25 protein-coding genes are annotated in these 26724 nt (G+C 43.8%); 16 read left to right on the plus strand and 9 right to left on the minus strand.

What is annotated here, in order from left to right:
• Positions 1-72: 72 nt before the first annotated feature.
• From EVU92_RS05630 to EVU92_RS05650, 5 genes are all read right to left on the minus strand, one after another.
• Complete coding sequence (locus EVU92_RS05630; protein WP_168989997.1) at positions 73-2127, minus strand: AAA family ATPase; 2055 nt, start codon at positions 2125-2127, stop codon at positions 73-75.
• Positions 2022-2642 carry a MobF family relaxase gene (gene mobF / locus EVU92_RS05635; RefSeq protein WP_130050363.1) on the minus strand — a complete coding sequence of 207 codons (621 nt, stop codon included), beginning with the start codon at positions 2640-2642 and terminating at the stop codon, positions 2022-2024. Before mobF ends, EVU92_RS05630 begins: the two co-directional genes overlap by 106 nt.
• Entirely contained in the window at positions 2639-4450 is a 1812-nt protein-coding gene (locus EVU92_RS05640; protein ID WP_130050364.1) for a type IV secretion system DNA-binding domain-containing protein, read from the minus strand. Before EVU92_RS05640 ends, mobF begins: the two co-directional genes overlap by 4 nt.
• Positions 4450-4731, minus strand: a complete 282-nt coding sequence (locus tag EVU92_RS05645) for a hypothetical protein (protein ID WP_130050365.1) — start codon at positions 4729-4731, stop codon at positions 4450-4452. Before EVU92_RS05645 ends, EVU92_RS05640 begins: the two co-directional genes overlap by 1 nt.
• A 161-nt stretch (positions 4732-4892) precedes the next feature.
• Positions 4893-5249 carry a hypothetical protein gene (locus EVU92_RS05650; protein WP_130050366.1) on the minus strand — a complete coding sequence of 119 codons (357 nt, stop codon included), beginning with the start codon at positions 5247-5249 and terminating at the stop codon, positions 4893-4895.
• Positions 5250-5580: 331 nt separating this feature from the next.
• On the opposite strand from EVU92_RS05650, the gene EVU92_RS05660 reads away from it, so the two are divergent.
• The gene (locus EVU92_RS05660; RefSeq protein WP_130050368.1) at positions 5581-6834 is read left to right on the plus strand and encodes a hypothetical protein; all 1254 of its coding nucleotides are present in this window, start codon (positions 5581-5583) and stop codon (positions 6832-6834) included.
• Positions 6835-6872: 38 nt separating this feature from the next.
• Here EVU92_RS05660 and EVU92_RS05665 read toward each other — a convergent pair whose 3' ends face one another.
• The 4 genes from EVU92_RS05665 to EVU92_RS05680 all read right to left on the minus strand — a co-directional run bounded on the left by EVU92_RS05665 (position 6873) and on the right by EVU92_RS05680 (position 10917).
• Positions 6873-8084 (minus strand): tyrosine-type recombinase/integrase, encoded by a 1212-nt coding sequence (locus EVU92_RS05665; protein WP_130050369.1) that lies wholly within the window; start codon positions 8082-8084, stop codon positions 6873-6875.
• Between the two features lie 227 nt (positions 8085-8311).
• Positions 8312-9958 (minus strand): chaperonin GroEL, encoded by a 1647-nt coding sequence (gene groL, locus EVU92_RS05670; protein ID WP_130050370.1) that lies wholly within the window; start codon positions 9956-9958, stop codon positions 8312-8314.
• 51 nt (positions 9959-10009) lie between these two features.
• Positions 10010-10297, minus strand: a complete 288-nt coding sequence (locus EVU92_RS05675) for a co-chaperone GroES (protein WP_063701599.1) — start codon at positions 10295-10297, stop codon at positions 10010-10012.
• A 143-nt stretch (positions 10298-10440) separates the two neighbouring features.
• Positions 10441-10917, minus strand: coding sequence for an FxsA family protein (locus EVU92_RS05680; RefSeq protein ID WP_130050371.1), 477 nt, complete (start codon positions 10915-10917; stop codon positions 10441-10443).
• 162 nt (positions 10918-11079) lie between these two features.
• Here EVU92_RS05680 and cutA point away from each other — a divergent pair, with 162 nt between their 5' ends.
• From cutA to EVU92_RS05755, 15 genes are all read left to right on the plus strand, one after another.
• Positions 11080-11400 carry a divalent-cation tolerance protein CutA gene (gene cutA / locus EVU92_RS05685; protein WP_130050372.1) on the plus strand — a complete coding sequence of 107 codons (321 nt, stop codon included), beginning with the start codon at positions 11080-11082 and terminating at the stop codon, positions 11398-11400.
• Complete coding sequence (locus EVU92_RS05690; protein ID WP_130050373.1) at positions 11400-13226, plus strand: protein-disulfide reductase DsbD; 1827 nt, start codon at positions 11400-11402, stop codon at positions 13224-13226. Before cutA ends, EVU92_RS05690 begins: the two co-directional genes overlap by 1 nt.
• Before the next feature lie 347 nt (positions 13227-13573).
• The gene (gene aroQ / locus EVU92_RS05695) at positions 13574-14026 is read left to right on the plus strand and encodes a type II 3-dehydroquinate dehydratase (protein WP_130050374.1); all 453 of its coding nucleotides are present in this window, start codon (positions 13574-13576) and stop codon (positions 14024-14026) included.
• Positions 14027-14056: 30 nt separating this feature from the next.
• Positions 14057-14521 (plus strand): acetyl-CoA carboxylase biotin carboxyl carrier protein, encoded by a 465-nt coding sequence (gene accB / locus EVU92_RS05700; protein ID WP_130050375.1) that lies wholly within the window; start codon positions 14057-14059, stop codon positions 14519-14521.
• Between the two features lie 23 nt (positions 14522-14544).
• Complete coding sequence (gene accC / locus EVU92_RS05705; protein ID WP_130050376.1) at positions 14545-15885, plus strand: acetyl-CoA carboxylase biotin carboxylase subunit; 1341 nt, start codon at positions 14545-14547, stop codon at positions 15883-15885.
• Between the two features lie 142 nt (positions 15886-16027).
• Complete coding sequence (gene tsaE, locus EVU92_RS05710; RefSeq protein WP_130050377.1) at positions 16028-16495, plus strand: tRNA (adenosine(37)-N6)-threonylcarbamoyltransferase complex ATPase subunit type 1 TsaE; 468 nt, start codon at positions 16028-16030, stop codon at positions 16493-16495.
• A gap of 72 nt (positions 16496-16567) precedes the next feature.
• Positions 16568-17875 carry an N-acetylmuramoyl-L-alanine amidase gene (locus tag EVU92_RS05715; RefSeq protein WP_233786811.1) on the plus strand — a complete coding sequence of 436 codons (1308 nt, stop codon included), beginning with the start codon at positions 16568-16570 and terminating at the stop codon, positions 17873-17875.
• A gap of 23 nt (positions 17876-17898) precedes the next feature.
• Entirely contained in the window at positions 17899-19737 is a 1839-nt protein-coding gene (mutL, locus tag EVU92_RS05720; RefSeq protein ID WP_130050379.1) for a DNA mismatch repair endonuclease MutL, read from the plus strand.
• Between the two features lie 15 nt (positions 19738-19752).
• Positions 19753-20670, plus strand: a complete 918-nt coding sequence (miaA, locus tag EVU92_RS05725) for a tRNA (adenosine(37)-N6)-dimethylallyltransferase MiaA (protein WP_130050380.1) — start codon at positions 19753-19755, stop codon at positions 20668-20670.
• Between the two features lie 80 nt (positions 20671-20750).
• Entirely contained in the window at positions 20751-21014 is a 264-nt protein-coding gene (gene hfq / locus EVU92_RS05730; protein WP_130050381.1) for an RNA chaperone Hfq, read from the plus strand.
• A gap of 17 nt (positions 21015-21031) precedes the next feature.
• The gene (gene hflX / locus EVU92_RS05735) at positions 21032-22321 is read left to right on the plus strand and encodes a ribosome rescue GTPase HflX (RefSeq protein ID WP_130050382.1); all 1290 of its coding nucleotides are present in this window, start codon (positions 21032-21034) and stop codon (positions 22319-22321) included.
• Positions 22322-22412: 91 nt separating this feature from the next.
• A complete protein-coding gene (hflK, locus tag EVU92_RS05740; protein ID WP_130050383.1) occupies positions 22413-23579 on the plus strand; it encodes an FtsH protease activity modulator HflK in 1167 nt (388 codons plus the stop codon).
• A 5-nt stretch (positions 23580-23584) separates the two neighbouring features.
• Positions 23585-24463: a protease modulator HflC gene (gene hflC, locus EVU92_RS05745; protein ID WP_130050384.1), complete on the plus strand. Its 879-nt coding sequence runs from the start codon at positions 23585-23587 to the stop codon at positions 24461-24463.
• Between the two features lie 225 nt (positions 24464-24688).
• Entirely contained in the window at positions 24689-26002 is a 1314-nt protein-coding gene (locus EVU92_RS05750; RefSeq protein WP_130050385.1) for an adenylosuccinate synthase, read from the plus strand.
• A 112-nt stretch (positions 26003-26114) separates the two neighbouring features.
• On the plus strand, positions 26115-26723 hold the full coding sequence (locus EVU92_RS05755; protein WP_130050386.1) for a tetratricopeptide repeat protein: 609 nt from the start codon (positions 26115-26117) through the stop codon (positions 26721-26723).
• Position 26724 lies beyond the last annotated feature (1 nt).

Genomic DNA, 26724 nt, shown 5'->3' on the forward strand with positions numbered 1-26724 from the left:
TTTTCTTGATGAGTAGATTATGAGAAAATTGGGGAATAAACAAGAATATTACGGATGTAAATTTAGCGCTCTTTACAAATCTGACGATAAGCACAAACCGTGTTCAATGAAGTGTTTGGACTCTTTTTCCTGCATAATATTTTTCTGCTCATCAAGGTATTCTATAGCCATGGTTTTGTGTCGGTTAACCTTCATGTTGCGGGTGAGCCCATCTAACCGTGCGGCCATGTCGGGCCTATCCCCGTTGTCACTGACGCCGCACTGTGCATCCAGCTCTTGGCCATTGACAAAAAACCATGCCCTGTCTTTCGCTCGAGAGCCTGCGACGTAGCTAGCAGCTCTATCCATGGTGGTGCTGTAGTACGTGAAGGTATCTCCATCAATGGTCGCACCTTGGGCACTATACACGGTGGAAGCGTAAGCCTGAACCACATGAAAACGCTTCTCTTCATCACAGTAATCCGATTGCTTAATCCTAACAGTGCGCCCGTCATCTAGCGCAATGGTTAAGCGCACATCGTCTTTTAGCTGTACAACCGCAGTAACGGTGCCTTGCTGGCCATTGGTAAGGTTACGGGTGTAGTCGTTTTTGGTGAGCCGTACCCGCTCCCCGGTGGAGAACGCAAAATGCAGGGTTTGATTGGACACCACACACTCGGTGATGACGTTTTCATTGCCTAATAGCCCGCGCTCTTGATACACAGTTCGCATCAAATCGTTTAATGGCTTTACGTCCTTCCAGCGCTGCGCCATGACCAGCGATTGTTTATCCGGGTTAGCCTTGGTGTAGGCCGCCCACTGATTGACGAGCGCCTCACGGGTATCGTGAGCGGTGTCTTTGATGTGAAGTAAGCCTTTGCCTTGTAGAGTGCCTAATGCGGCTTCTGCATTGCCGCTACGCAAATCATTAACCAGTGTTTTTGCCCAGACCTCACGCTGGCGACGAATGGTGTTGATACGGGCACAGCCTTGCCTCTGACTGAGATAGCGCAAGCTTCCTCCAAACGTAATACTATCAAGCTGTTCTTGCTCTCCCACGAGGACTATTTTTGCGTTGGCTTTGTGGGCGGCGCTCACCAATTCCAGCACATCCGGAGTGGCCATCAGGCCTGCTTCATCCACCACAATCACGGTGTCTTTAAAGCGCTCTGTGTTGCCTTTGCCTAAATCATTGAGCAAGCTTGCCAGTGTCCCACTTTCAATGCCGGTATCATGTTGTAATTGCAGGGCGGCTTTACGTGCCACGGTAGCCCCACGCACGGTCATGCCTTGGGACTCATAGGCCAAGCGCAAGGCTTTCAGTGAGGTACTTTTCCCAGCACCTGCTTTGCCCTGAATAATGCCCAAACTGGACTGACACACCGCGTGCACGGCCTCGTGTTGTTCATCGGATAATGTAAAGCCTTGAGCATGTTGCTGCGCCTCAATGGCCTTATCAATAACAGCGGTATCCAACTTGTAATGGGTGCTCACGTGCATGGCATCAGCGGTGGCAACCAGCGCTTGCTCGATGGCGAGCATGGCTTTAGTGGTATAAATGGGGTTTTGATTGATATCTTTGCCTAAGCTCACCATCGCTTCATCGGTAAGCAGCTCACGCACCGTATCTTCGATGTCCTGCACCGTTGAATGGGTGTACTGGGCTTCCTTAGCAACCTGGGCATAGATATCTTGTAAGCGAAACACCGCTTTGTCCTCAATCAGGCCATTAAGCACGGCAGAGAGCGGCAGCGCTTCGGGGAAGGGTTCGGCTGCAATATCACGAATGTCTGCCACTTTATCAGCGGTAAACCCGCGCTCGTCCATCTCTTTTTCCCACTTGGCAAAGAGCGCCGGTCGGTCGATGGCTTCTTTATAGTCACGGGAGTTTACTGCAATGGTATCGCCGATTTTAGAGCTGGCGTTAGTTACACCCATAGCCTCCATTTGGGCGCGGATGGCATCGGCGCGTTTAGAGAAGAACGCGCACAGCTGTTGACAAATACCTTTGACTTCAAAAGCCGGTTTGTTATCAATGGCCTCTACGGCAAAGCCCAATTCACGCAGGCCATTGGCAAGCTGAGCGCGGTAAATGCCACTGGCGGCTTTTTGCCAAAAAAAAACTGTTTGGATTCCAGCGTACCCCACGTGCCGTCTTGCCTCTCTGCGAGATTCGCAATTAGACAGTGGGTATGAAGCTGGGCGTCCTGTGCCCGTGAGGTTGAATGTTCAAATGTCGCCCCAATCAGCCCGGTGACCCGCTCTAGTGTCTTGCCGCCTTTGCCGCGCCGTGTGGTGGCTGCGTGCTCCTCAATGAAGGTCAGCGCCTGCTCGACCGCCGCTTGTTGGGCGGCCTGAATAGCTTTGCGTACGTCCTCATCAGCGCGCGCCCAAAGTACGGACACTGACTTGGGTGCAGAAAACGTGACATCCCATCCGGGGCGGTGATTATCTCCAGCGTTCTCACAAAGCTTTTCGCCATCAGGACCAAAACCGTTGAAAATGCGCCGGTAATCGACCGTCTCAATGATGGAGCTTAACTTCAGCGCCCGTGCGCCTCGGCCAATCCATTTGCCGGGCGGCTCGCCGCCTTGGGTGTAGTAATCTTCCTTGGCTAACTCTTCATAATATTCAATCGAATTAATGGGGTTGATGGACATCATGCGGCGTTCCTCCTTGCTTTGAGTTTGTCCACGACACGGGAATTCGTGTCGCTGTTTATTTGTGTCGAGGTTTGTTGATCAGACTCAGTGTCTTCGGTCATCAGCTCCGGCCGCTTGCCTATCCACAGGGCAGGACAGTGCTCCTGTTCGCTCGCACGCTGTTTGGGGTACGGCCAGCGCAGCCGGTATACCGCATCATAGGCCGGTAACATGAGATACCCTTCTACGCCTTTCTTGTTTGGCTGGGGCAACTGCACCAAGTCGCTGCTGGTCACCAGCGGTAAGGTTTCCCGGTGCCAGTTGGGGGTTGTGCCATCGCCTTGCCCCGCGCTTGAGTTAAGGCGCTCGACCACACGCTCACCGAACACGTTCGCGGCTTCTTTGCTGGCCTCACCAATTGCACCGACTCGCATACTGATAAACATCGTAAACATATTGAGCATGGCTTCGGCTTCCTCGCCGTCAAAGTCCCGTTTGATTTGGGCAAGGCTTTGGGTACCGGCAATGATGCGCGAGCCTTTGGAGCGTCCTAGCGACATCCATTCGAGCAAAGCGGGATTCTTAGGTAGGTTGCCAAGTTCATCAATGAACAGCCACAACTCACGACCCGGCGTATTGTTGAGCGCCAGTGTGTGACTGGTCATCAGTGCAATGAGCGCATTGCACAGCGGTGCCCCGATGTCCTTGTAGCGCTTGTCTGCTTGAATGATCAGCACGGGTTTGTCGGTGTTATCGTTGACTACCCAATCCCGCAGGCAAAACCCGTTTTTGTAGGACGTTGGCCATGCCTCACTTAAAGTATAAAGCCAGCCAAGGCAGCCAATGAGCTGGGCGAAAAACGACTGGGTGGTTTTACTGCCTTCCACAATAAACCGCGCAGCACGTGGATAATAAGTGGTTAATTGTGCATGCAAGGTGGCCTCATCAAGGCTTAGCATGTTCGCCAGCTCTTGCCAGCCCCAGCGGCGCTGGGTCCGGTTTAAAATCTCAATCATGCCGGTGAATAACATCCGTGCACCTGATGACCACAGCGGGTCGCGGGTTTCACCGGTCATGCGCTCGCTAATAAGCTGAGCAAGGGTTGCATTATATGCATCAGCTTGGATATTCCACGGGGTAGAACGTGTGTCCCATGGCGCGAGCAATACGGTCGTCTCTGGCTTGAAAAACAACCCGGTAAACTCACGTTTTTCATCATAGATAAACGCTCGCTCACCGCGCTCAATCACTTCATTCATCATCGGCGTGAGCACCACGGTTTTCCCAGCACTAGGGGTGCCGATAACGAGCAGGTTGGCCAACTCCCGCATTCGCGAAATACGCATTTTAGGGTGCAGATGCAGGCCATCATAGGGCTTGCCTTCGGGCGGCTTAGCGGCTTTGCGCTTCTCTTGTTTATACACGCGCTTAGCATGGCGAAGTGCTGTAGCAAACCAGTAGCACCTTGGCCCGTCGATATGCCGATAACCATCTATACCTCCGTTCACATAAAAACGCCGTGCAGCCAAAAAGGCCAACAAAGCCGCAAGCGCAAATGTAGCGCTGATATGCCCGACAAAAGCAAGGTGCCAGTCTCGTTCAACTAGCGTTTGCCAGTAACCCTGCCACGGGGCTAGGGACTGGTCAAAGACAAGGCCATTGAGGGCATCTAACCAGTACGAGGCATGCACACCCATGGCAGGCCATGGCATCAGCCATGACCATGTTAAGATGAGCAAGCTGATGAAGGTCGGCACGCCCACAAGGGCGGCCATGAAGCTGATAGTTGCCCAATCTTGGCGACGCAGTGATGCAGGATGTGTACGCATTAGAACTTCACTCCATTGTCTTGCAAGGTCGCAAAGGCGCTCTTGCGTTCATCGGTGTTCAGTCCAAGCAGCGTGCAAAGCATTTCAAATTGTACTTTGCGCTGGCGCTGCTCCATTTTGAGCAAATGCTGTTGCAATTGCTGCTGTTGCTGATAATGTGTCCAAGATCCTCGAATAACATCAGCAATGGCGCAGCCTCTGCGCTCCGCTTCAGTTTGAAGGCGAAGATAATCTTCGTTGGAAAATCGGGCCGTGACGGCCTTGTTTAATATTTTATTCATAATAGAAATCTCTTGTTTCGTGAATAAAGTTGAGGGTTAAAAGCTTTGTGCGCCGTTGCAGCGGTGCACATAGCGGATTCTTTACGGCAGCGCAAAGTACGGTAGCTTAACTGCGATGACGCTGCGCCAACGCAGCCACCGCAGGTGAGTAGCGTTTGTGCTCATAATTTTAAACTTCCACTCCGTACTGATTTATCAATAGCGGTTTTAGCTAATGAGCGGATGTCCTCTGAATATTTGTAATAAAGCGTCATATTTAGAAGACTGAACAATGGGTTAGGGTGTCTATATGCCCACATGTATTGCAAAGCAGCTTTTTGACATACAACAAACATTTTTTCTGTAATTTTATTAGGGGGTACTGTTGCCACTAGCTCGCCATATAAATCTAAAGAAAGTGATTCAAATTCATGTAAATATGACGCCTTAATTGAATCTGGTTCGCTTTCATAAAGCTTTAAAATTGTGTCTTCAATTTCTTTCGGAACAGCCGCGTATTTCATAATAATCATTGCCACTTACTCCACGTCTTCTCTGCTATCTAGCCACTCTTGAACGTCCTCGTAGCGCCACCCAATCGCACGAGGGCCGAGTTGAACTGGTTTGGGGAAAACACCTGAACGACACCAGCGCCAGATGGTACTTTTACTCGCTGGCACATAGTCTCTGACTAACTCGTTATATCTAATGATATTTGTATTACTCATATTCATATCCTCTTGTATGTTTGAATATGAGCTAATTGTGACTCAAGAAACCCGTAAGATAACCATGTAGAGCGAATGCTTTTTTATTGACAAGGAGCAACGCTTGTTGCAGTTTATAGTTGGTAGCAAAAAGGAATTCTGTATGGTGGAAGGTACGACTTTAAACTCAACTGATTTAGTTGAGCAGACAAAAGATGCGTTAGATAACGCTTTAGATCTGTGCAAGCTGAATAATTTGAGATTAACAGTGAGAAAGTCAAAAAATAACTTGTCTCTAGTTGAAGTATTTGAATTAGTAATGCTCGACTACTCGTTCTTTAACGAAATTGAGTATTTACTAAGAAAATACAAATTGCAGCGTATGATTAGCTCGAAAGAGCGCTGTACTTTGGGAAATTTCTTATCAATATGTCGATCACTCACCAATGCCAAGAGAGTCGCACTGTCATTACGATTAGACCTAAAAAATCGAGGATACGAGGAGGATGAGGTGGGATATTTTGATGAATTAATATTCTGCCTTGAGCGAAGCGTAAATATTTCTCGACTCGTAAGCCCAATTAAAAGAACTTCTAACCAACATTTTCAAGAGCATTGTTCTCTTTGTTGGAGATTAGTAGATAAGTACAGATTGATCGACTTCTCAGATTCGGAAAACTATTCTTTATATTACTGTCACGTACATCACCCTTCACTCAATACAAATGAGTACCATAAATTTAGAAACAAGTTGTTTCGCGCCGTCAGACACAGGGGTATAAATGAGGAATTAAGCTTGATAAAAGATATCAAGAGTAAAAAGCTACCCAGAGACAGCGCAGCAAGGCACACCCATCGGCTACTATCGAGTTTTTCTAAAAAACCTAGCATTCCTGTTTTGCGTTCGAAGTTAGAAGAAAAACGGTCTTGGAATGAGTTCACGTTATCGTTCCTTAAAGAGGTTTATATTTTCTTTCCTGCTGTTGAACGAATACTAAATAGAACGTTGCTAAGTAATTACTGCTCTTGGAAAAGTTGGTTTCTAGCTGTGATTAAATTGTTGGGCAACTCTGCTGATTTGGAGGCTTGGAAAGACTGCGGGGATTTTGAACTTCTGGAATCATATGAGCCTCATAAAATCAATGAAAAGTGGGTAGACTCGACAATCGGTTGGATTGCTTTATTGACAATATTCGCCAGATATCAAGCACATCAAAACGTTGTTGCTTTAAAGTTAAAAAAAGGGCGTAAAGCTGGAATCTCCGCCGAGGGTGAAAAACTAAGAGAAAAAATCAGAAACTTAGCGTCTGAACAGATAGAGGAGAAAGACAAAATAAATGCTGCTGAGATCGGCAGAAAAGTGTCTCTTTCACGCGAGCGAGTTTCTGTCTTACTGAAGGAACTAGGTTTAAGATAGCTACTTTTTATATCATACTGCGAGATAACGGATTTTCGTTAGCTACCAGTAGTTACTTCACCGGACAATGATTCAAGAAAATCTGACCAAAACTGCATAAGCTTTTTGCGTTTCGGCAAATGAGCAGCTCTGTTATATGCTCGTGAAGTAGCAGTGCCGGTTAAATGCGCCAGCTGGGTTTCAATTACTTCAGGTTCCCAACCTTTCTCATAAAGTATGGTAGAGGCTGTACTTCTAAACCCATGAGCTGACATTACATCAGCTCCATAGCCTAGCGCTCTTAACCTATTAACTAGGACGTTCTTACTTATTGGCTTACTACTGTCGTTTGTTGAGGGAAAAACAAATGCAGAGTACCGGGTCACTTTGTGGATATCCCTTAGCTGAGCTAGCACGTGCGAGGATATTGGCACTAGATGTTCCCTGCCTCGCTTCATCTGTTCCTCCGGAATTCTTATTAACTTTTCCTCGAAATCTACATAATCCCATTTCAGAAACCTAATTTCCTTCGGCCGCAAGAATAAGCGTGGGATTAACTTCAAAGCTTCAATAGTACAGTATGTTCCTGAATCGTTACTATCAATGTCATATATTAACTTTGCTAACTCTGAAAGGCTTGTAATAGCAGCCCTATGCTGCACCTTTGGAAGAGGGCCGATGATATCTTTCAAAGGCAAATTTTGCGCTGGATTGGATCTGGTCATTCTATGAGAGAGCGCGAAGCCAAAAACTCTGTTTATTACCGACAAAATAGGTGGTGCCTTTTTTGGGGTCTTAGCTTTCGCAAGAGCGAGCATAATCTCAGTAATGTCAGCCTCATCTATCTGATCGATACGCTTTTTAGAGATGCTATTACAATCTTTAGTAAGCCAACGTTTTATTTTGACTGCATTGTCTTCAGTCCATGTACTTTTCTGTTGTTCCCACCATCGTAACGCTACTGAATTGAAGGCCAAATCTTCGGAACCTGCTGACCGCTTCCTTTCCCTACGAACATCCATTGGGTTTATGCCCTGAGCAAGTAAAACACGAGCATCATCGGCAAGCTCTCTGGCCTTAGTAAGACTTATAGTGGGGTACTTTCCGAAAGCCATCTCTTGGTGCTTTCCAGCGTACTTGAATCGAAATCTCCACAATTTTGATCCGCTATTTTTTATTAGTAAAAACAGTCCATTACCGTCAGACTTTTTGATCTGTAACTTACCTTCAGGACAATTTAAGCTCTTAACTTCGAGCGCACTTAAAGCCATTTCACACCTCATACCCCACATCGATATAGGGGTATCTTACCTATGCAAGGCATAAAATCTCAAGGGTTAAAACTTGAATACCCCACTTTTGACCCATGGAAAAGCGCAAGTTTATGAAAATATTTGCAACCAGTTGCAATAAAAAACTTATAAAAAAAGCCCGCAAGTCTTTGCCTTGCGGGCTTATTAGTTTCTTATGAAACTCTATGAAGGCATAGAGCGGATGATTACATCATTCCGCCCATACCACCCATGCCGCCCATGCCGCCCATATCTGGAGCAGCTGGCTCATCTTTCGGGATTTCAGCAACCATTGCTTCAGTTGTGATCATTAGACCTGCGATTGAAGCTGCGTACTGAAGTGCAGAACGCGTTACTTTCGTTGGGTCTAAGATACCCATTTCGATCATGTCGTTGTACTCGCCTGATGCTGCGTTGTAACCGTAGTTACCTTCACCGCCTTTTACTGAGTTAACAACAACTGATGCTTCGTCACCAGCGTTCGTTACGATTTGACGAAGTGGTGCTTCCATTGCACGTAGTGCAACTTTAATACCGTGACTTTGGTCTTCGTTGTCGCCAGCAAGTTCAACAAGTTTGCTTGCTACGCGAACTAGTGCAACACCACCACCTGGTACAACACCTTCTTCAACCGCTGCGCGAGTTGCGTGTAGTGCATCTTCAACGCGGTCTTTTTTCTCTTTCATTTCGATTTCAGTTGCTGCGCCAACTTTGATTACTGCAACACCGCCAGCTAGTTTAGCCATACGCTCTTGTAGTTTCTCTTTATCGTAGTCAGACGTCGCTTCTTCGATTTGTGCTTTGATTTGTGCAACACGACCATTGATGCCGTCTTCTTCGCCTGCACCGTCGATGATTGTTGTATCATCTTTAGTGATTACAACGCGCTTCGCTGTACCCAGGTCTTCGATAGTTGCTTTTTCTAGCTCTAAACCGATTTCTTCAGAAATTACAGTACCACCTGTTAATACAGCGATGTCTTGAAGCATTGCTTTACGACGGTCGCCAAAACCAGGGGCTTTAACTGCAGACACTTTAACGATGCCGCGCATGTTGTTCACTACTAGTGTTGCAAGTGCTTCACCTTCAAGGTCTTCAGCAATGATAAGTAGTGGCTTGCTTGCTTTAGCAACTGCTTCTAGTGTAGGTAGTAGCTCACGGATGTTAGATACTTTTTTGTCTACAAGTAGAATGAATGGGTTGTCTAGCTCTACAGCGCCTTTTTCAGCGTTGTTGATGAAGTATGGAGAAAGGTAACCGCGGTCAAACTGCATACCTTCAACTACGTCTAGCTCGTTTTCTAATGACTGACCTTCTTCAACAGTGATAACGCCTGAGTCACGGCCTACTTTTTCCATTGCTTGTGCAATGATGTCACCGATTTCTTTATCAGAGTTAGCAGAAATAGTACCTACTTGTGCAATTGCTTTAGTGTCTGCACATGGAACAGAAAGTGCTTTAAGCTCTTCAACTGCTGCAGTAACTGCTTTGTCGATACCGCGCTTAAGGTCCATTGGGTTCATACCCGCTGCAACTGCTTTTAAGCCTTCGTTTACGATAGATTGCGCTAATACTGTTGCAGTTGTTGTACCGTCACCTGCAGCGTCATTCGCTTTAGACGCTACTTCTTTAACCATTTGTGCGCCCATGTTTTCGAACTTGTCTTCAAGCTCGATCTCTTTAGCTACAGATACACCGTCTTTAGTGATCACTGGAGCGCCGAATGATTTGTCTAATACAACGTTACGGCCTTTAGGACCTAAAGTTACTTTTACTGCGTTTGCTAAAATGTTTACGCCAGTTAGCATTTTGCCACGTGCGTCACCTGCAAAAAGTACTTCTTTTGCTGCCATGATTTAATTCCTCTTAAATTCTGTAAACGGGTTGCTAAACGAAAAGTAGGATTAGCCTACAATGCCTAGAATGTTATCTTCACGCATGATCAGGTACTCTTGACCTTCGATCTTTTCAACTTTTTCAACATAAGAGCCGAACAGCACAGTGTCACCGGCTTTAACTTCTAACGCTCTTACTTCACCGTTGTCTAAAACACGGCCATTACCAACAGCGATAACTTCTCCGCGAGTTGATTTTTCAGCTGCAGAGCCAGTTAATACAATACCGCCAGCAGACTTAGTTTCTTCTTCTAGACGCTTAACGATGACGCGATCATGTAAAGGACGAATGTTCATTTATTTAGTTCTCCTAACAGTTTCTGAACAGTACAGAAAAAATCTTGTGTTATTGCAGGGGAGTGCTTAGCCACCCGCTGCGTTTCATTGCATTCATTAATGGGGGTGGCTTAAAAAAATCCAAGTACAAAAATTAAAAAATTTTAATCTTTTCGCTCAAATTCACCATCAATAGTTGTCGGTTGGTGGTTTGGCTCTTCGTGAGTTGTTGTTTTACTGTGATATTGGAAGTGTGCAGAGCCTTGATTTGTCTGCGAACTCATGCGCACAGTGGCTTGACTGGCAAGGCCTGCAGCTAGCTTGTTTCGTATTGCTGGGGTGAGTAATAAAAAGCCAAAAAAGTCAGTCATAATCCCCGGAGTCATCAATAAAACACCGGCGATAATCACACATAAACCCGTAAACAATTCTTTGGCAGGCATTTGCCCTTGTGCCATTTGTAACTGCACGTTTTGAATCGCACCTATACCTTGTTGCTTAACTAATTTTGCACCGACAATCGCGGTTACAATCACAAGCGCTATGGTGGCAAAGCCACCGATCACTTCACTCACTTGAATGAGTAATGCAATCTCCACAATCGGCACTAAAATAAATAACAAAAACAAAAATCTAAACATAAGGCTCTCTAAAAAATGTCATTCTCTTTCGAGTCAGTGAAATATAAATAGGGGTGAGCAGGTCATTTTTCAAGGTGGAACCTAGGATCGCCTTGCTCGCTACACATTATAGTTACTATCGGCTACTATGGTGCGACTCACGTAATCAAACAAAGGTTCCTTATGACTACGCATTTTCGACTTATTTTTACTACTTGTGCAAATGAGGATGAAGCCCGTCAGTTGGCACAACATCTAGTTAAAGAAAAGCTAGCGGCTTGTGTGAACATTATGCCTACAATTGAATCTATCTACATGTGGGAAGGCGAGATAACTCAAGCTATAGAAAGTAAGTTACTGATCAAAACTAAGTCAGAAAAAATGAATGAAGTGATCCAAACTATCAAGAAATTGCATAGTTATGAGATACCAGAAATTCAGGTCGTTGATGTTGCTACAGGCAATTTAGCCTATTTTAATTGGATGGATGAGGTACTTAATTAATGCGATCGTTCCTTTTATTACTTTGTGCACTGTGGCTTGTGCCGGCAAGTGCAAGTAATAACAATTTACTTGGAAATCTACTGCAGCCCGCAGAGCAAACATTTCTGCCGGTTGAACAGGCCTTTGTTTTCGATTTTGACCAGCAAGGCAAAACCTTATTTATTGGCTGGGATATTGCGCCTGATTATTACCTTTATAAAAAGAAAGTCGAAATAATCGCTAAAGGCGCTGATATTGAAATACCTGATCTTGGTAAAGGGCAAATTATAGAAGATGAGTTTTTTGGTAAGACAGAGGTCTTCTTTGACTCGTTAAGTGTGGTTACTAAGGTCAGTAATGTCACTGAAGGGGCGGTTGTTAAAATTCGTTTTCAAGGCTGTGCCGAGGCGGGGTTATGTTATCCGCCAGAAGTTAGGACCATTCCGTTATCTGTGATTGCAGGTGAGCGAGTATCAGAGACTGCAGATGCGGGGAACGCATTAGCAGCATTAACACAAGCAGCTGATACAAATGAAGCGTCATCAGCGCCTTCTCAAGAAGCATCAAAACCAGCTGGTGAGCAGTCATATACCGATAAACTGGCATCGCAAGGCTTATTGACGAATCTTGTTATTTTCTTTTTAGTCGGTGTTGGTCTTGCTTTTACACCTTGTGTATTTCCAATGTTTCCAATTTTATCGAGTCTTATCGCGGGACAGCAGAATTTATCGACCAAAAAAGCGTTTTCGCTGTCGTTCGTTTACGTACAAGGTATGGCCGTTACGTATGCAGCACTGGGCTTAGTGGTTGCATCATTAGGTGGTCAAGTCCAAGGATATTTGCAGCATCCAACGGTGCTAATCAGCTTTAGTATTTTGTTTGTATTGCTGGCAATGTCGATGTTTGGCTGGTACGAAATCAAATTACCTAGTGGCATGATGAATAAGCTCACTCAGGTTAGTAACCAGCAAAAAGGCGGCAACTATGTTGGCGTATTTATGATGGGTGTACTGTCTGGTTTGATAGCTTCACCTTGTACAACCGCGCCGTTGTCTGCTGCTTTACTCTACGTGGCGCAAAGTGGTGACTACCTAGTGGGTGGTTTAACACTCTATGTACTAAGTTTAGGCATGGGCTTACCACTGTTATTATTGGGTACTTCTGGTGGTAAATTACTGCCAAAAGCCGGTGGTTGGATGGAGCAAGTAAAAACCTTATTCGGTTTTATCATGCTGGTTGTGCCACTTATTCTGCTTGAACGTATTGTTGATATCGAACTCATCTGGTTGATGGCTGGTTTATTAGCACTTGCAACAGCGCTGTATTTACACCACTGGCAAAGTGCGCAATCGCAGGGCAAGCTAAAAACAGCATTGTGGTTTGCTGCAACATTACTTGTTGTGACAGGGGCTAGTTTAACGAAAAATTATTTCTGGCCTAGTAAAGCGGTGGTTGCTGAAGCTGCCGTACAAACACATCGTTTTAAACACGTTGCTAATTTAAGTGAATTGAAAGAAGAAATTGCTGCCGCAAGTAGCGAAGGGCGTTTAGTGATGGTCGATTTATACGCTGATTGGTGTGTTGCGTGTAAAGAGTTTGAACACTACACCTTTCCTGACGCTAAGGTGCAAGAGCAGTTTGCTCACTTTGAGTTAATCCAAATTGATTTAACCGAAAGTGATGCAAAAACTATTGAATTAATGGAAGAGTACACGGTATTCGGTTTACCGAGTATTTTGTTCTTTGATACCCAAGGTAATGAGCTTTTAGAGCAACGTGTAACTGGGTTTTTAAACGCGAAAGACTTTACTGAACATTTAGCAAAAGTAAGAAATACTGCCAAATAAACGCAAACGTGCAGGAAAATAGCAAAACGCCACTCATTAGAGTGGCGTTTTTGTTTCTAGCTAAGAAAAATGCTTTTATTAGCTAAAAATCAGCGCTTTTTCTTGTAAATGTTTAATTACACAACAAGCAAAGACAGTGATTAACTTACTTGAGTGCCTTGTCATGCCTGCATTTGCCGTAAGTAGGTAGTGATTAGACCAGTATTTTGCTGCTATTTACGTCGAAATATCTATAATAGGTGGTTAACGTGAGAAATAGTTGCTATTTTACATCAGCACGCTTAGGTTAAGCGTGGGTTTATGATGAATATGGTTAAACTGCTTACTTATAGGATATATCGCGTATTATGGCTGCAAAATTCAAACTTTTAGTTCTAAATGGGCCAAATTTAAACATGCTTGGCAAGCGTGAACCAGAAAAGTACGGCACTCAATCTCTTGATGAGATTATAGCTGAACTTAGTCAGGTTGCTGCAGGTCTCAATGTTGATTTAACGCATTTCCAAAGTAACAGTGAAGCTGCATTAATAGAGCGCATTCACGATGCATGGCAAGAGGTTGATGCAATTATTATTAACCCTGCTGCATTTACGCATACAAGCGTAGCCTTACGGGATGCATTACTCAGTGTAAACATTCCCTTTTACGAGGTGCATTTAACTAATGTGCATGCTCGCGAAGCATTCCGCCATCATTCGTATTTTTCGGATTTGGCACAAGGCGTCATTATTGGATTAGGAGCAATGGGTTATAAGGTGGCACTAGAAGCTGCAGTTAACCAATTGCAAAACACACATTAATTTTTAAATAACTAACAGGCGGGTCGTTCAATGGATATTCGCAAGATCAAAAAACTTATCGAACTAGTAGAAGAATCTGGTATTGCTGAATTAGAAATCACTGAAGGTGAAGAGTCAGTACGCATCAATCGTAACAACATGGCTGCAGCACCTGCAATGCAATATGCTCCACAACAGTTTGCAGCACCTGCGCCTGCAGCGGCGCCAGCTCCAGTAGCAGATGCTCCAGCAGCAGAAGCGGCTGCTCCAGCTGCACCGACTGGTCACCAAGTTAAATCACCTATGGTTGGTTCATTCTACTCAGCGGCTTCTCCAGAAGCAGCACCTTATGTAGAAGTAGGTTCTAAAGTAAATGTTGGCGACACGTTATGTATCGTTGAAGCAATGAAAATGATGAACCAAATCGAATCTGATAAAGCAGGCACAGTAAAAGCTATCTTAGTTGAAAATGGCGAGCCAGTAGAATTCGATCAACCTTTATTCATCATTGAATAATAGCGCAACAAAAGGCCAACTCTATGTTAGATAAAGTAGTCATTGCAAACCGAGGTGAAATTGCACTTCGCGTACTGCGCGCCTGCAAAGAGCTTGGGATCAAAACTGTTGCTGTGCATTCAACGGCAGACCGTGATCTTAAGCACGTGTTACTGGCAGATGAAACAATTTGTATTGGTAAACCATCAGCGACTGAAAGTTACTTAGATATTCCGCGCATTATTGCAGCGGCAGAAGTAACAGACGCAGTTGCTATCCACCCAGGTTATGGTTTCCTTTCTGAAAATGCAGACTTTGCTGATCAAGTTGAGCAAAGTGGCTTTGTGTTTATCGGTCCTAAAGGCGACACGATTCGCTTAATGGGTGATAAAGTTTCTGCAATCGAAGCGATGCGTAAAGCAGGTGTACCTTGTGTACCTGGTTCAGATGGTCCATTAACGGCAGACAGCGAACGCAACATTCAAATCGCAAAACGTATTGGTTACCCTGTAATTATTAAAGCAGCAGGCGGCGGCGGCGGTCGTGGTATGCGTGTTGTTCGCAGCGAAAAAGAACTAATCGATTCAATCGCTCTTACTCAGCAAGAAGCAAAGCAGTTCTTCGGTAATGGTATGGTTTACATGGAAAAATTCCTTGAAAACCCACGTCATATCGAAGTTCAAGTACTTGCAGACGGTCAAGGTAACGCAGTTCACTTAGGTGAGCGTGATTGTTCAATGCAACGTCGTCACCAAAAAGTTGTTGAAGAAGCGCCAGCGCCAGGTATCACAGCTGAAATGCGTAAGTTCATCGGTGACCGTTGTACTCGTGCATGTATCGAAATTGGTTATCGTGGTGCAGGTACGTTCGAGTTCTTATACGAAAACGGCGAGTTCTATTTCATCGAAATGAATACTCGTATTCAGGTTGAGCACCCAGTAACAGAAATGGTAACTGGCGTTGACTTAATCAAAGAACAGCTAAAAATTGCAGCTGGCCAGCCATTATCATTCACACAAGAAGATGTGGTTATTCGTGGTCATGCAATTGAGTGCCGTATTAATGCTGAAGACCCAGAAACCTTTATTCCATCACCAGGTAAAATCACGCGATTCCACCCTGCTGGCGGTTTAGGTATTCGTTGGGACAGTCATATCTATGCAGATTACACCGTACCACCTCATTACGATTCAATGATTGGTAAGCTGATCTGTTACGGTGAAAACCGTGATGTAGCCATTGCTCGTTCACGCAATGCGTTAAACGAATTAGTGATTGACGGTATCAAGACCAACACACCACTACACAAGAAAATCTTGGCAGATGAGAACTTCCAAAACGGTGGTACAAACATCCACTACCTTGAGAAGAAGCTAGGTCTGTAAACAAAATTCTGTTTAAGCTAAAAAGCCGGCAACTTTGCCGGCTTTTTTTTGTCAAATTAGGCATAAGAGCGGCTCTCGCCTTACAAAAATATTCTGGTATGATTAATAAAGTAATGTGTTTTTAGTTTTTCATGAGGTAATAATGACCGACAGTGTTGGTTTTCCACTCGCTGATGAAGCGGCAACGGTTAATATGGGTAAGCAACTTGCAGCCTTAATGGAGCAAGGAGCAGTCATCTATTTACATGGTGACTTAGGTGCCGGTAAAACGACATTAACCCGTGGTATCGTGCAAGGTTTCGGTCATCAAGGTAAGGTTAAGAGTCCAACTTATACACTGGTCGAGCCTTACCAATTAACTAAAGCTGATGTCTATCACTTTGATTTATATCGCTTAGGTGATCCTGAAGAACTTGAATATATGGGTATTCGTGACTATTTTTCACCACAGGCTATTTGTGTTGTGGAATGGCCCGAAAAAGGCGGCGAATTTATTCCAACACCGGATCTTGATATCACCCTGCGCTATGAAGGCGAGGCGCGTGCTATTTTAATTAACAGCTTAACCGACCGTGGTCAGGCAATTGTTCAGCAACTTAAGAGCGCGTAAGAATAAACATATAAAAATAAAGGTGTATTAGTAAAAATGGCTCGTTGTACATTTAAACTATTAACTATATTGATGTTTTTGTTTGTGAGCCAAGTTGCGCTTGCACAAAATACGATTAATAGCGTACGTGTGTGGCCCTCACCTGACAGCACTCGTGTGGTCTTTGACTTAAACGATAAGCCAGATTTTAGCTACTTCATGTTGAAGAACCCAGCTCGTTTAGTGATTGACTTAAAAAATACCGACAAACTAGATAGCTTGCCTGCTATTCCTAAAAAGCATCAGATCGTTTCAAAACTGCGTTATTCAAAACCAAAAGATAGCAAGAGTGTGCGTTTTGTTTTTGAACTAGCTCGTGCCAGTAAACCAGTCGTGTTTGCTTTATTACCGACCGATCCATATAAACACCGTTTAGTGGTTGACCTTGTGGATAAAACGCCGAAGGCAGAACCAGTTGCTTCAACCAATACCAGTGTTAAAAAGCGTGAGCTTCATCAAGAACGCGATATCGTCATTGCGATTGACGCAGGCCATGGTGGTGAAGACCCGGGCTCAATTGGTCCGTCAGGCACGTATGAAAAAGATATCACGCTGCAAATAGCGAAGCGCCTGGAGCGAATGATAGATGCTGAAAAAGGCATGATTTCGCGCATGGTTCGCCGTAGTGACTACTTTGTCAATTTAAACACCCGTACTAGCATTGCTCGAAAGAAAAAAGCAGACTTCTTTGTGTCGATTCATGCTGACGCATTTACCAGCCCGCAGCCAAACGGTGCTTCTGTCTGGGTGCTATCACTGCGTCGCGCTAATTCTGAAATTGGTAAATGGATTGAGGATAAAGAAAAACACTCAGAGCTTTTAGGTGGTGCTGCTGGGGTGTTAAAAGATACTGCTAGCGAAAAATATTTAGCACAAGCACTGCTAGATATGTCGATGGATCACTCAATGAAAACAGGTTTTAGTGTTGCGGAAGAAGTGGTTAGCGAATTAAGAAAAGTTGCTAAAATGCATAAGAAGCGTCCACAAGCGGCGAGTCTTGCAGTATTAAAATCACCGGATATTCCGTCTATTTTGGTAGAAACAGGGTTTATTTCGAACCCGCGCGAAGAGCGAATGCTAAAAACGGCGCAGCATCAGGAGCGTTTAGCAAAAGCAATTTTCACTTCGATTAAAAATTACTATATGCAAAACCCGCCAGATGACTCGTTATTTGCTAAGTTAAAAGCGCAGTTTCCGACTAAACATAAAGTACGTCCCGGTGAGTCGTTAAGTATTTTGGCAAGCAGATACAACACCTCTGTTAGTAAGCTAAAAACGGCCAACAAGTTAAAATCGAATACCTTGTTTATTGGTCAAGAGCTTGATATTCCTCAAAGCTAGTCAATTTTCGTGTTAGGAACACTATGAGCATAGAAATACTACCCGCGCGATTGGCTAACCAAATTGCTGCGGGTGAGGTGGTTGAACGCCCCGCATCTGTTGTTAAAGAGCTAGTCGAAAACAGTTTAGATGCCGGCGCAACGCGCATTCAAATCGATATTGAGCGCGGTGGTCATAAGCTGATTCGCATTCGCGATAATGGTTCGGGCATTAATAAAGATGAGCTGACATTAGCTTTGTCGCGCCATGCTACAAGTAAACTTAAGTCACTCGATGATTTAGAGAACATCTGTTCACTGGGTTTTCGTGGTGAAGCACTCGCTTCTATTAGCTCAGTATCACGGCTAACTTTGAGTTCAAAACCAAAACAACAAGAAGCCGCATGGCAAGCGTTTGCTGAAGGACGCGATATGGCGGTGCAAATCAAGCCAACTGCACATCCCGATGGCACCACCATTGAGGTAAAAGACTTATTTTTTAATACCCCTGCGCGGCGAAAGTTTCTTCGCACCGAGAAAACTGAGTTTTCACATATCGATGAGCTAATAAAGCGTATCGCGTTGAGTCGCTTTGATGTATCTATTACTCTTACACACAACGGCAAAGTTGTGCGTCAATACCGTGCAAAGCCAAACCCTGAGCACGCAATAACACGTGTAGCACAAGTTGCTGGTAAGGCGTTCAGTGAGCAGGGTTTGCATATTCAATCAGGTGAAGCAGGCTTGATGCTACGAGGCTGGGTATTACCAGTGGGTTCAGCAAATAGCACTCAATATACCTATGTCAATAATCGCATGATGCGCGATAAACTCATTTTGCATGCGATTCGCCAAGCTTTTGAAGAAGTTGCTGGATCAGAAGAGCTTCCAGGATTTGTAATTTATATTGATATTGATCCACGCCAGGTCGATGTTAATGTGCACCCGGCTAAACATGAAGTACGGTTTCATCAAGGTCGCTTAGTACATGATTTTATTCTGCAGGCAATAAAACAAGTTGTAGTGCCGCTTCAGCATGAAGCCAATTTTACCGAACATAATGAAACTGCTTTTCAACATGCTTCGTTTGATGAGACAAACCTAAGCAGCACGCAGCCAAGTTTGAATCAATCAGTGCCAGCAGAGCAGTATGATTACCCCAAATCTGAATTACAACCGACACGTTTAACAAGTTATTCTGGGACAACAGGTCGTTCTGGAGGTGGTTTTGGTAGCGACAGCCAAGGGCGCAGTAAAACATCGCATCAAGATGTGAATGCTTTTTATCAAGGGATCAGTGAGCAACATGCCGCGCATTTTGACCAAGTACGCCCTGAACCAAGCATTGCAGCACCGGTTGCAGAGCAAGCTAAGCTTGCCAAACTCATTCACGTACGAGAAGGTGAATGCGTATTTAGTGAAGATAACCAGCTATTTGCTGCGCACTTTAAGTATGCTTTAGCACTCGACTGGCAAGTGCAAGTAGAACAAGCTGGCAGCCTTGATGGCAAAGCTTTGTTGTTGCCTGTGCGAGTGAATGCAAGTGCTGATGACATTAGCGCCTTAAATGCTCAGCAGTCGTGGTTTACCTTACTCGGTTTTGATTTGGTTATTGAAAAGCAATTTGTGATGGTTAAAAAGCTCCCGCCTTGTGTGTATTTACTTGATGTGAGTCATGCTATTGAGTGCCTGATTAGCGGCTGCAAATCATCGCTAAGTTCACTGGATAAATGGCTAGAATGGTTAACACAGCAAATTCCAAAACGCTATTACGCAAGTCAAGCCTTTATGGAGCAAGTGACTCGGTTAGAAAATAATCCACAAACTATGCAACGTTTACGTCAAAAAGCAGTTAAAATAGATCTATCTCAGTTTTTAAACTAAGCAAGGTATTTAGGCTTGAATAACTTACCCGTCATTTTTTTAATGGGACCAACCGCTGCAGGGAAAACAGACTTAGCAATTTCGCTGTGTGAGCATTTAAACACAGAAGTAATCAGTGTTGATTCAGCATTAGTCTATAAAGATATGGATATCGGCACTGCAAAACCAAATGCAGAAGAGCTAGCTCGTGCGCCGCATCATTTGATCGATATTATTGACCCAGCAGATAGTTATTCAGTAGCAGATTTTCGCCGTGATGCCATTGAAAAGATTGATCTATTTCATAAGCAAGGTAAAGTACCTGTATTGGTTGGCGGTACAATGATGTATTTTAAGTCGCTTATTGATGGCTTATCACCGCTACCAGAGGCATCACCTGAAGTACGTGCCGAGCTTGAAAAAGAAGCAAAGCAGTTAGGCTGGCCACATTTGCATAAAGAGCTTGTGAAAATTGATCCTGATGCAGCACAAAAAATAAGCGAAAATGATTCGCAACGAATTAATCGCGCATTGGAAGTGTATCGTATAACAGGTAAAACAATGACTGAGCTGCAAAAACAAAAACAGCCTGAGCTTCCTTATACTTTCCATCAATTTGCCATTGCGCCTGATAATCGCAGTGAATTACATCAGCGAATTGAGAAAAGGTTCAAAATAATGCTCGATCAGGGGTTTGAAAATGAAGTTTCATCCCTATATAAACGTAAGGATTTACACCCAGACCTACCTTCGATTCGTTGTGTGGGTTATAGACAAATGTGGGATTACATTGCTGGCGAAATTGACTATGATGAAATGGTCTTTCGCGGTATTGCAGCCACACGGCAGTTAGCCAAGAGACAACTGACTTGGTTAAGAGGTTGGCCTGATGTAACTTGGTTGACTTCGGGTGATGAAGAAAACTTGCAACGTGTAGTAAGTTCGCTAAGCTAGTAGTAGCTGAAAGTTTTTTAGCTTTGTTAAATTAGTTCAGCTACTTAATTATAATAACACCTAGAACGAAGGAAAATAACATGGCAAAAGGCCAGTCGTTACAAGACCCATTTTTAAATGCGTTACGTCGTGAGCGCATTCCAGTATCAATCTTTTTGGTTAATGGCATTAAATTGCAGGGTAAAATCCAGTCATTTGACCAATTTGTTATTTTACTTGAAAACACCGTTAATCAAATGGTGTATAAACACGCTATTTCAACTGTTGTTCCAGCGCGTTCTGTTAACTTCCAAGGTGTTCAAGGAAGTGATGATTCAGAAGAGCAAGAACCTGGAAATTTTTAAACTTAGGAGCGTAATGCTTGTTTGACCGTTATGAAGCCGGCGAACAGGCAGTTTTAGTTCATATCGACTTACCTAAAGAGGGGGATCGTGAAGATCTCCACGAATTAGAGTTGTTGGTATCTTCTGCTGGTGTTAGTAGTTTGGCGATTGTGCAAGGCAGTCGTCAAGCACCACATCCGAAACTTTTCGTCGGGACCGGAAAAGCAGAAGAAATCGCTGAAACTGTCAAAATCCACAATGCAGATGTCATCATTTTCAACCATCAACTTAGCCCGTCACAGGAGCGCAACTTAGAACGCGTTTGCCAGTGTCGTGTTCTTGATCGTACGAGTTTGATCCTAGATATTTTTGCGCAGCGAGCGCGTACTCACGAAGGTAAACTTCAGGTTGAGTTAGCTCAGTTACGCCATATTTCTACTCGATTGATCCGTGGTTGGACCCACCTTGAAAGACAAAAAGGGGGGATAGGTTTACGTGGTCCGGGTGAAACCCAGCTCGAAACCGATAGACGATTATTGCGCGCAAGAATTAAAAATATTCGTGCCCGTTTAGATAAAGTCGCTGTTCAACGTGAGCAGGGTAGGCGTGCACGAACGCGAAATGAAATTCCAACGGTTTCACTAGTTGGTTATACCAATGCTGGTAAATCAACGTTATTTAACCGCATTACAGATTCTGATGTGTATGCAGCCGACCAGTTATTCGCAACCCTAGATCCAACCTTACGTAAGTTGGATATTGGTGATATAGGTCCGGTTATTTTAGCTGATACGGTAGGTTTTATACGTCACTTACCGCATGACCTTGTTGCAGCGTTTAAAGCAACCTTAACAGAAACCCGTGAAGCTGATTTGCAGCTACATGTTATTGATGTGGCAGACCCTCGTCGAAAAGAAAATATTGAGCAAGTACAGTCTGTTTTAAAAGAAATTGAAGCAGATGAAGTGCCTCAGTTATTGGTTTATAACAAAATAGATGCACTAGATGACGTTGCGCCACGTATAGATAGAAACGATGAAGGTCAACCAGTACGAGTTTGGTTATCTGCGCGAACAGGCGTAGGCTGTGAGCTACTGTCTGAGGCAATTAATGAGTTACTTGCCAAGAAGATGTTTGCTGATGAACTAAAATTAGCACCACAATATGGTCGTATTCGTGCAGCATTATTTAACTTAAACGCAGTTCATCAAGAGAGTTTCGATGAACAAGGAAACTGGTTACTATCGGTACGCTTACCAATGGCAGACTGGAATCGCTTGAAAAAAGAGATGGGACAAGAGCTCGACTCTTTCGTAGTGACTAATTAAAAATCACCGGCATTTGTCTTTTTTAGTATGAGAAACGCTGTAGATTTGATAGATTTAACCTAATTCATTTAGATAACAATGGAGTATAGCTATGGCCTGGAATGAACCGGGTAATAATGGCAATGATAAAGATCCGTGGAATAATAAAGGCGGAAAAGATCAAGGCCCACCTGATTTAGACGAGGTAATGCGTAAGTTCGGCAACAAGTTTGGCGGTTTATTTGGTGGTAATAAACCAGGTAAAAGCGGCGGCGGACTTGGCGGCGCAGGCATTTCTTTCATCCTCATTATTGCCATCATCGTATGGGCATTAAGTGGTATTTACACGGTAAAAGAAGCTGAGCGCGGTATTGTTTTACAGTTTGGACAATATGACCGTATTGCAGAGCCTGGCTTACGTTGGAAAATGACTTTCATTGAACGTGTGATTCCGGTTGATATAGAAGCGGTTCGCTCTCTATCTGCAAAAGGCTTCATGCTAACCGAAGACGAAAACGTGGTTAATGTTGAGTTTGAAGTACAGTACCGTGTTATCGATCCACACCTTTACAAGTTCAGTGTTACTGATGCTGACCACAGCTTGCAACAAGCGCTTGATAGTGCACTACGTTATGTTATTGGCCATGTAAAAATGGACCAAGTGTTAACGACTGGTCGTGAGTTAGTGCGTCAACAAACGTGGGATGAGCTTAACAAAATCATCGAGCCTTACAATCTAGGTATTATTGTGAGCGATGTGAACTTTAAAGATTCACGTCCGCCGGGTGAAGTAAAAGATGCCTTTGATGACGCTATCGCTGCACAAGAAGATGAAGAGCGTTTCATCCGTGAAGCCGAAGCGTACGCTCGTGAAATTGAACCTCGTGCTCGTGGTCAAGTAACACGTATGACACAAGAAGCCGAAGCATACCGTGAACGTATTACACTTGAAGCACAAGGTGAAGTGGCTCGATTTGAAAAGCTATTACCAGAGTATCAAGCGGCAAAAGAAGTTACACGTAATCGCTTATATATTGATGCAATGGAAGAAGTGCTAAGTAACAGCTCTAAAGTGTTAGTTGATGTGAAAGGTGGTAACAATATGCTGTATTTACCACTTGATAAAATCATGGAAAAGCAAGGTACAGCGACACGTGTTGCATTACCAAGCTCAAGTGATATTAAAGATCTTCGCAACAAAATAAACACTTCACGTAACAGTACGGTAAATTCAAGTAATGACCGTTTCGCAACTGACCGTTTCAATGAGGGGAGATAAGCAAGATGAAAAATTTTAGTTTAGTAATACTTGCCCTTGCAGTTGTGCTGTCTTTCTCTTCGATTTTTGTTGTACAAGAAGGCGAGAAGGCAATCGTTCTGTTATTCAGCAAAGTTGAAAAAGATAGTAATGACAACGCGGTGGTATATGGTCCAGGATTACACTTAAAAGTGCCTTTCTTTAGCCAAGTACGTCGTTTAGATGCACGTATTCAAACGCTAGATGGTGCACCAGATCGCTTTGTAACAAGTGAGAAAAAAGATTTAATCGTTGATTCATATGTAAAATGGCGAATTAATGACTTTAGTGCTTTTTATCTTCGTGCTCGTGGTGATAAGCAATATGCAGAAACACTACTAAAGCAAAAAGTGAATAATGGCCTGCGTACTAACTTTGGTTCTCGTACTATCAGAGAAATTGTCTCAGGTGAGCGTAGTGAACTGATGGAAGAAGCATTAGTACAAGCTTCTGAAAGTGCACAAGAGCTAGGCATTGAAGTACTTGATGTGCGTGTAAAGCAAATTAACTTACCGCAAGAAGTGAGTAGCTCAATCTTCCAACGTATGCGAGCTGAGCGTACTGCGGTAGCTAAAGAGCACCGTTCTGAAGGTCAAGAAAAAGCTGAAACGATTCGTGCCGAAGTGGACCGTCGAGTCACAGTTATGCTTGCAGATGCTGAGCGTAATGCGCGTACTGTTCGTGGTCAAGGTGATGCAGATGCCGCTGCTATTTACGCGAATGCCTATAGCAAAGATGCAGAATTCTTTGGTTTTGTGCGTAGCCTAGAAGCGTATAAGAAGACTTTCAAAGATAAACAAGACGTGATGGTGCTTTCACCAGATAGCGACTTCTTTAATTATATGAAAGGTACAAAAGCACAGTAATTAAAATTTGTGTGATGAAAAGCCCTGCATTTTGTAGGGCTTTTTTGTTTCTGTGAATGATTAATTTTCATCCTCAACTTTTTTATAAACCTCTGTTCTGCCTGTAGTTGTTGAATTATTAAAGAAGGTAAAAATTCAGGCGCAGAAAAAATAAGCTAAACGGGGTGATCTTTCACCTCGTTTTCTGATAAAATCTCGTCCTAATTTTTTCTAAGTGAATTTGCAATGGGTAAAAACGTTGTTGTACTAGGCACCCAATGGGGTGACGAAGGTAAGGGTAAGGTAGTTGACCTCCTTACAGACAAAGCATCTTTAGTAGTTCGTTATCAAGGTGGTCATAACGCAGGCCATACTCTGGTAATCAACGGTGAAAAGACGGTTTTACACCTTATTCCATCGGGTGTATTACGTGACAATGTTAAGTGTGTGATCGGTAATGGTGTTGTTTTATCACCAGAAGCATTAATGAAAGAAATCGGCATGCTAGAAGAGCGTGGCGTACCAGTACGTGAGCGCTTATTAATCAGCGAAGCATGTCCATTAATTTTACCTTTCCACATTGCATTAGATTTAGCCCGTGAAAAAGCACGTGGCGATAAGCCAATTGGTACTACAGGTCGTGGTATCGGTCCAGCTTATGAAGATAAAGTAGCACGTCGTGGTTTACGTGTAGGTGACCTATTCAACCCTGAACAGTTTGCTAGCAAGCTTAAAGAAGTATTGGAATACCATAACTTCACATTAGAGCATTACTACAAAGCTGAACCAGTTGACTTCCAAAAGACATTTGACGATGCAATGGCTATCGCTGATATCTTAAAAGCAATGGTTGTTGATGTTACTGAGCTTCTTGATCAAACTCGTTTAGCTGGTGATAACATCTTATTTGAAGGTGCACAAGGTACATTACTTGATATCGACCATGGTACATACCCGTACGTAACATCATCAAATACGACTGCTGGTGGTGTAGCAACTGGTGCTGGTTTTGGTCCACTACACCTTGATTACGTATTAGGTATTATCAAAGCATACACGACACGTGTAGGTTCAGGTCCTTTCCCTACAGAGCTTTATGACGGTCTTGATAAACAAGATCCAGTTGGTAAGCACTTAGGTGATAAAGGCCATGAGTTCGGTGCAACGACAGGTCGTTTACGCCGTACAGGTTGGTTAGATGCAGTAGCAATGCGCCGTGCAGTTCAAATCAACAGCATCTCAGGCTTCTGTTTAACTAAACTAGATGTATTAGACGGTTTAGAAACATTAAAAATCTGTACTGGTTACCAGTTAGAAGATGGCACTGTAACGAACGTTACACCATTAGCTGCTGAAGGTTACGAGAAAGTAACGCCAGTATACGAAGAAATGCCTGGCTGGTCTGAAAACACAGTAGGTGTAACGTCAGTTGATCAATTACCACAAGCGGCACTTGATTACATCAAACGTATTGAAGAAATCACTGGTGTTCCAGTTGATATTATCTCTACAGGTCCTGACCGTGTAGAGACGATGGTATTACGCAACCCGTTTGCATAATTGCCATAGTGACTAAAAAAGCTGCTTCGGCAGCTTTTTTTGTGCCTAAAATTCACTCTGGAATGATAATTGTATATTATTTGCTAAGACCGACTTTTTTTAAGTGATTTTGATGCGTGTTTTATTGCCTTTAACATTACTCTTTTCCAGCCTGAGCATGGCTGAAGAGCCCATTGCAGCAGTACCTCTGTACTCAGAGAGCGAGTTAATTGGCTTGATCAATAAAAATGCACACCTAGCACGTGTAAAGGCAGATGATTGCCAGTTAGTACAAGATATCGAAGCACGAGCCAATAAAATGGCACTACCATCGTATCAGTTCTTGTATGGTGATATGTTAGCTTATGCGGTGTGTGTAGACCGCAATGTAGAATTAGGGGTTTATTATATGCGTCAGGCCGCTCAACAAGGGCTAAGCGCTGCATTAGAGCAACTTGGCCGCTACTATGATACAGGACGGCTCGTACAGCAAGATAAAGCCATGGCGGTAACCTATCTGCGCGAAGCGTCTGCGCAAGGCAACTTAAAAGCGCAAATGCGTTTAGTAAATCTGTTTAACCAAGGTTATGGCAGTCCACGTGATTATGAAGATGCCTACCGTTGGTTATTTCATTCAATGGTTGCTGATAAAGCTACTCACAAAAAAATCGAAAACTTACTAGCGAAGCTTGCCGAAAAGATGCCAGACAGCGTCGTTGAGCGCGCGCGTTTACCTATGTAGA

This window comes from Pseudoalteromonas sp. MEBiC 03485, assembly GCF_004195145.1.
GTDB lineage: Bacteria > Pseudomonadota > Gammaproteobacteria > Enterobacterales > Alteromonadaceae > Pseudoalteromonas > Pseudoalteromonas apostichopi.

Excerpts from the sequence above, each read along its gene's own strand:
- aroQ (WP_130050374.1), top strand. The coding sequence starts at position 13,574 with ATGGCTGCAAAATTCAAACTTTTAGTTCTAAATGGGCCAAATTTAAAC.
- EVU92_RS05665 (WP_130050369.1), bottom strand. The coding sequence starts at position 8,084 with ATGGCTTTAAGTGCGCTCGAAGTTAAGAGCTTAAATTGTCCTGAAGGT.
- hfq (WP_130050381.1), top strand. The coding sequence starts at position 20,751 with ATGGCAAAAGGCCAGTCGTTACAAGACCCATTTTTAAATGCGTTACGT.
- EVU92_RS05645 (WP_130050365.1), bottom strand. The coding sequence starts at position 4,731 with ATGAATAAAATATTAAACAAGGCCGTCACGGCCCGATTTTCCAACGAA.
- cutA (WP_130050372.1), top strand. The coding sequence starts at position 11,080 with ATGACTACGCATTTTCGACTTATTTTTACTACTTGTGCAAATGAGGAT.
- EVU92_RS05750 (WP_130050385.1), top strand. The coding sequence starts at position 24,689 with ATGGGTAAAAACGTTGTTGTACTAGGCACCCAATGGGGTGACGAAGGT.
- EVU92_RS05715 (WP_233786811.1), top strand. The coding sequence starts at position 16,568 with ATGTTTTTGTTTGTGAGCCAAGTTGCGCTTGCACAAAATACGATTAAT.
- hflK (WP_130050383.1), top strand. The coding sequence starts at position 22,413 with ATGGCCTGGAATGAACCGGGTAATAATGGCAATGATAAAGATCCGTGG.
- EVU92_RS05640 (WP_130050364.1), bottom strand. The coding sequence starts at position 4,450 with ATGCGTACACATCCTGCATCACTGCGTCGCCAAGATTGGGCAACTATC.
- EVU92_RS05680 (WP_130050371.1), bottom strand. The coding sequence starts at position 10,917 with ATGTTTAGATTTTTGTTTTTGTTATTTATTTTAGTGCCGATTGTGGAG.
- EVU92_RS05675 (WP_063701599.1), bottom strand. The coding sequence starts at position 10,297 with ATGAACATTCGTCCTTTACATGATCGCGTCATCGTTAAGCGTCTAGAA.
- tsaE (WP_130050377.1), top strand. The coding sequence starts at position 16,028 with ATGACCGACAGTGTTGGTTTTCCACTCGCTGATGAAGCGGCAACGGTT.
- hflC (WP_130050384.1), top strand. The coding sequence starts at position 23,585 with ATGAAAAATTTTAGTTTAGTAATACTTGCCCTTGCAGTTGTGCTGTCT.
- accC (WP_130050376.1), top strand. The coding sequence starts at position 14,545 with ATGTTAGATAAAGTAGTCATTGCAAACCGAGGTGAAATTGCACTTCGC.
- EVU92_RS05755 (WP_130050386.1), top strand. The coding sequence starts at position 26,115 with ATGCGTGTTTTATTGCCTTTAACATTACTCTTTTCCAGCCTGAGCATG.
- accB (WP_130050375.1), top strand. The coding sequence starts at position 14,057 with ATGGATATTCGCAAGATCAAAAAACTTATCGAACTAGTAGAAGAATCT.
- EVU92_RS05660 (WP_130050368.1), top strand. The coding sequence starts at position 5,581 with ATGGTGGAAGGTACGACTTTAAACTCAACTGATTTAGTTGAGCAGACA.
- groL (WP_130050370.1), bottom strand. The coding sequence starts at position 9,958 with ATGGCAGCAAAAGAAGTACTTTTTGCAGGTGACGCACGTGGCAAAATG.
- EVU92_RS05690 (WP_130050373.1), top strand. The coding sequence starts at position 11,400 with ATGCGATCGTTCCTTTTATTACTTTGTGCACTGTGGCTTGTGCCGGCA.
- mutL (WP_130050379.1), top strand. The coding sequence starts at position 17,899 with ATGAGCATAGAAATACTACCCGCGCGATTGGCTAACCAAATTGCTGCG.
- mobF (WP_130050363.1), bottom strand. The coding sequence starts at position 2,642 with ATGATGTCCATCAACCCCATTAATTCGATTGAATATTATGAAGAGTTA.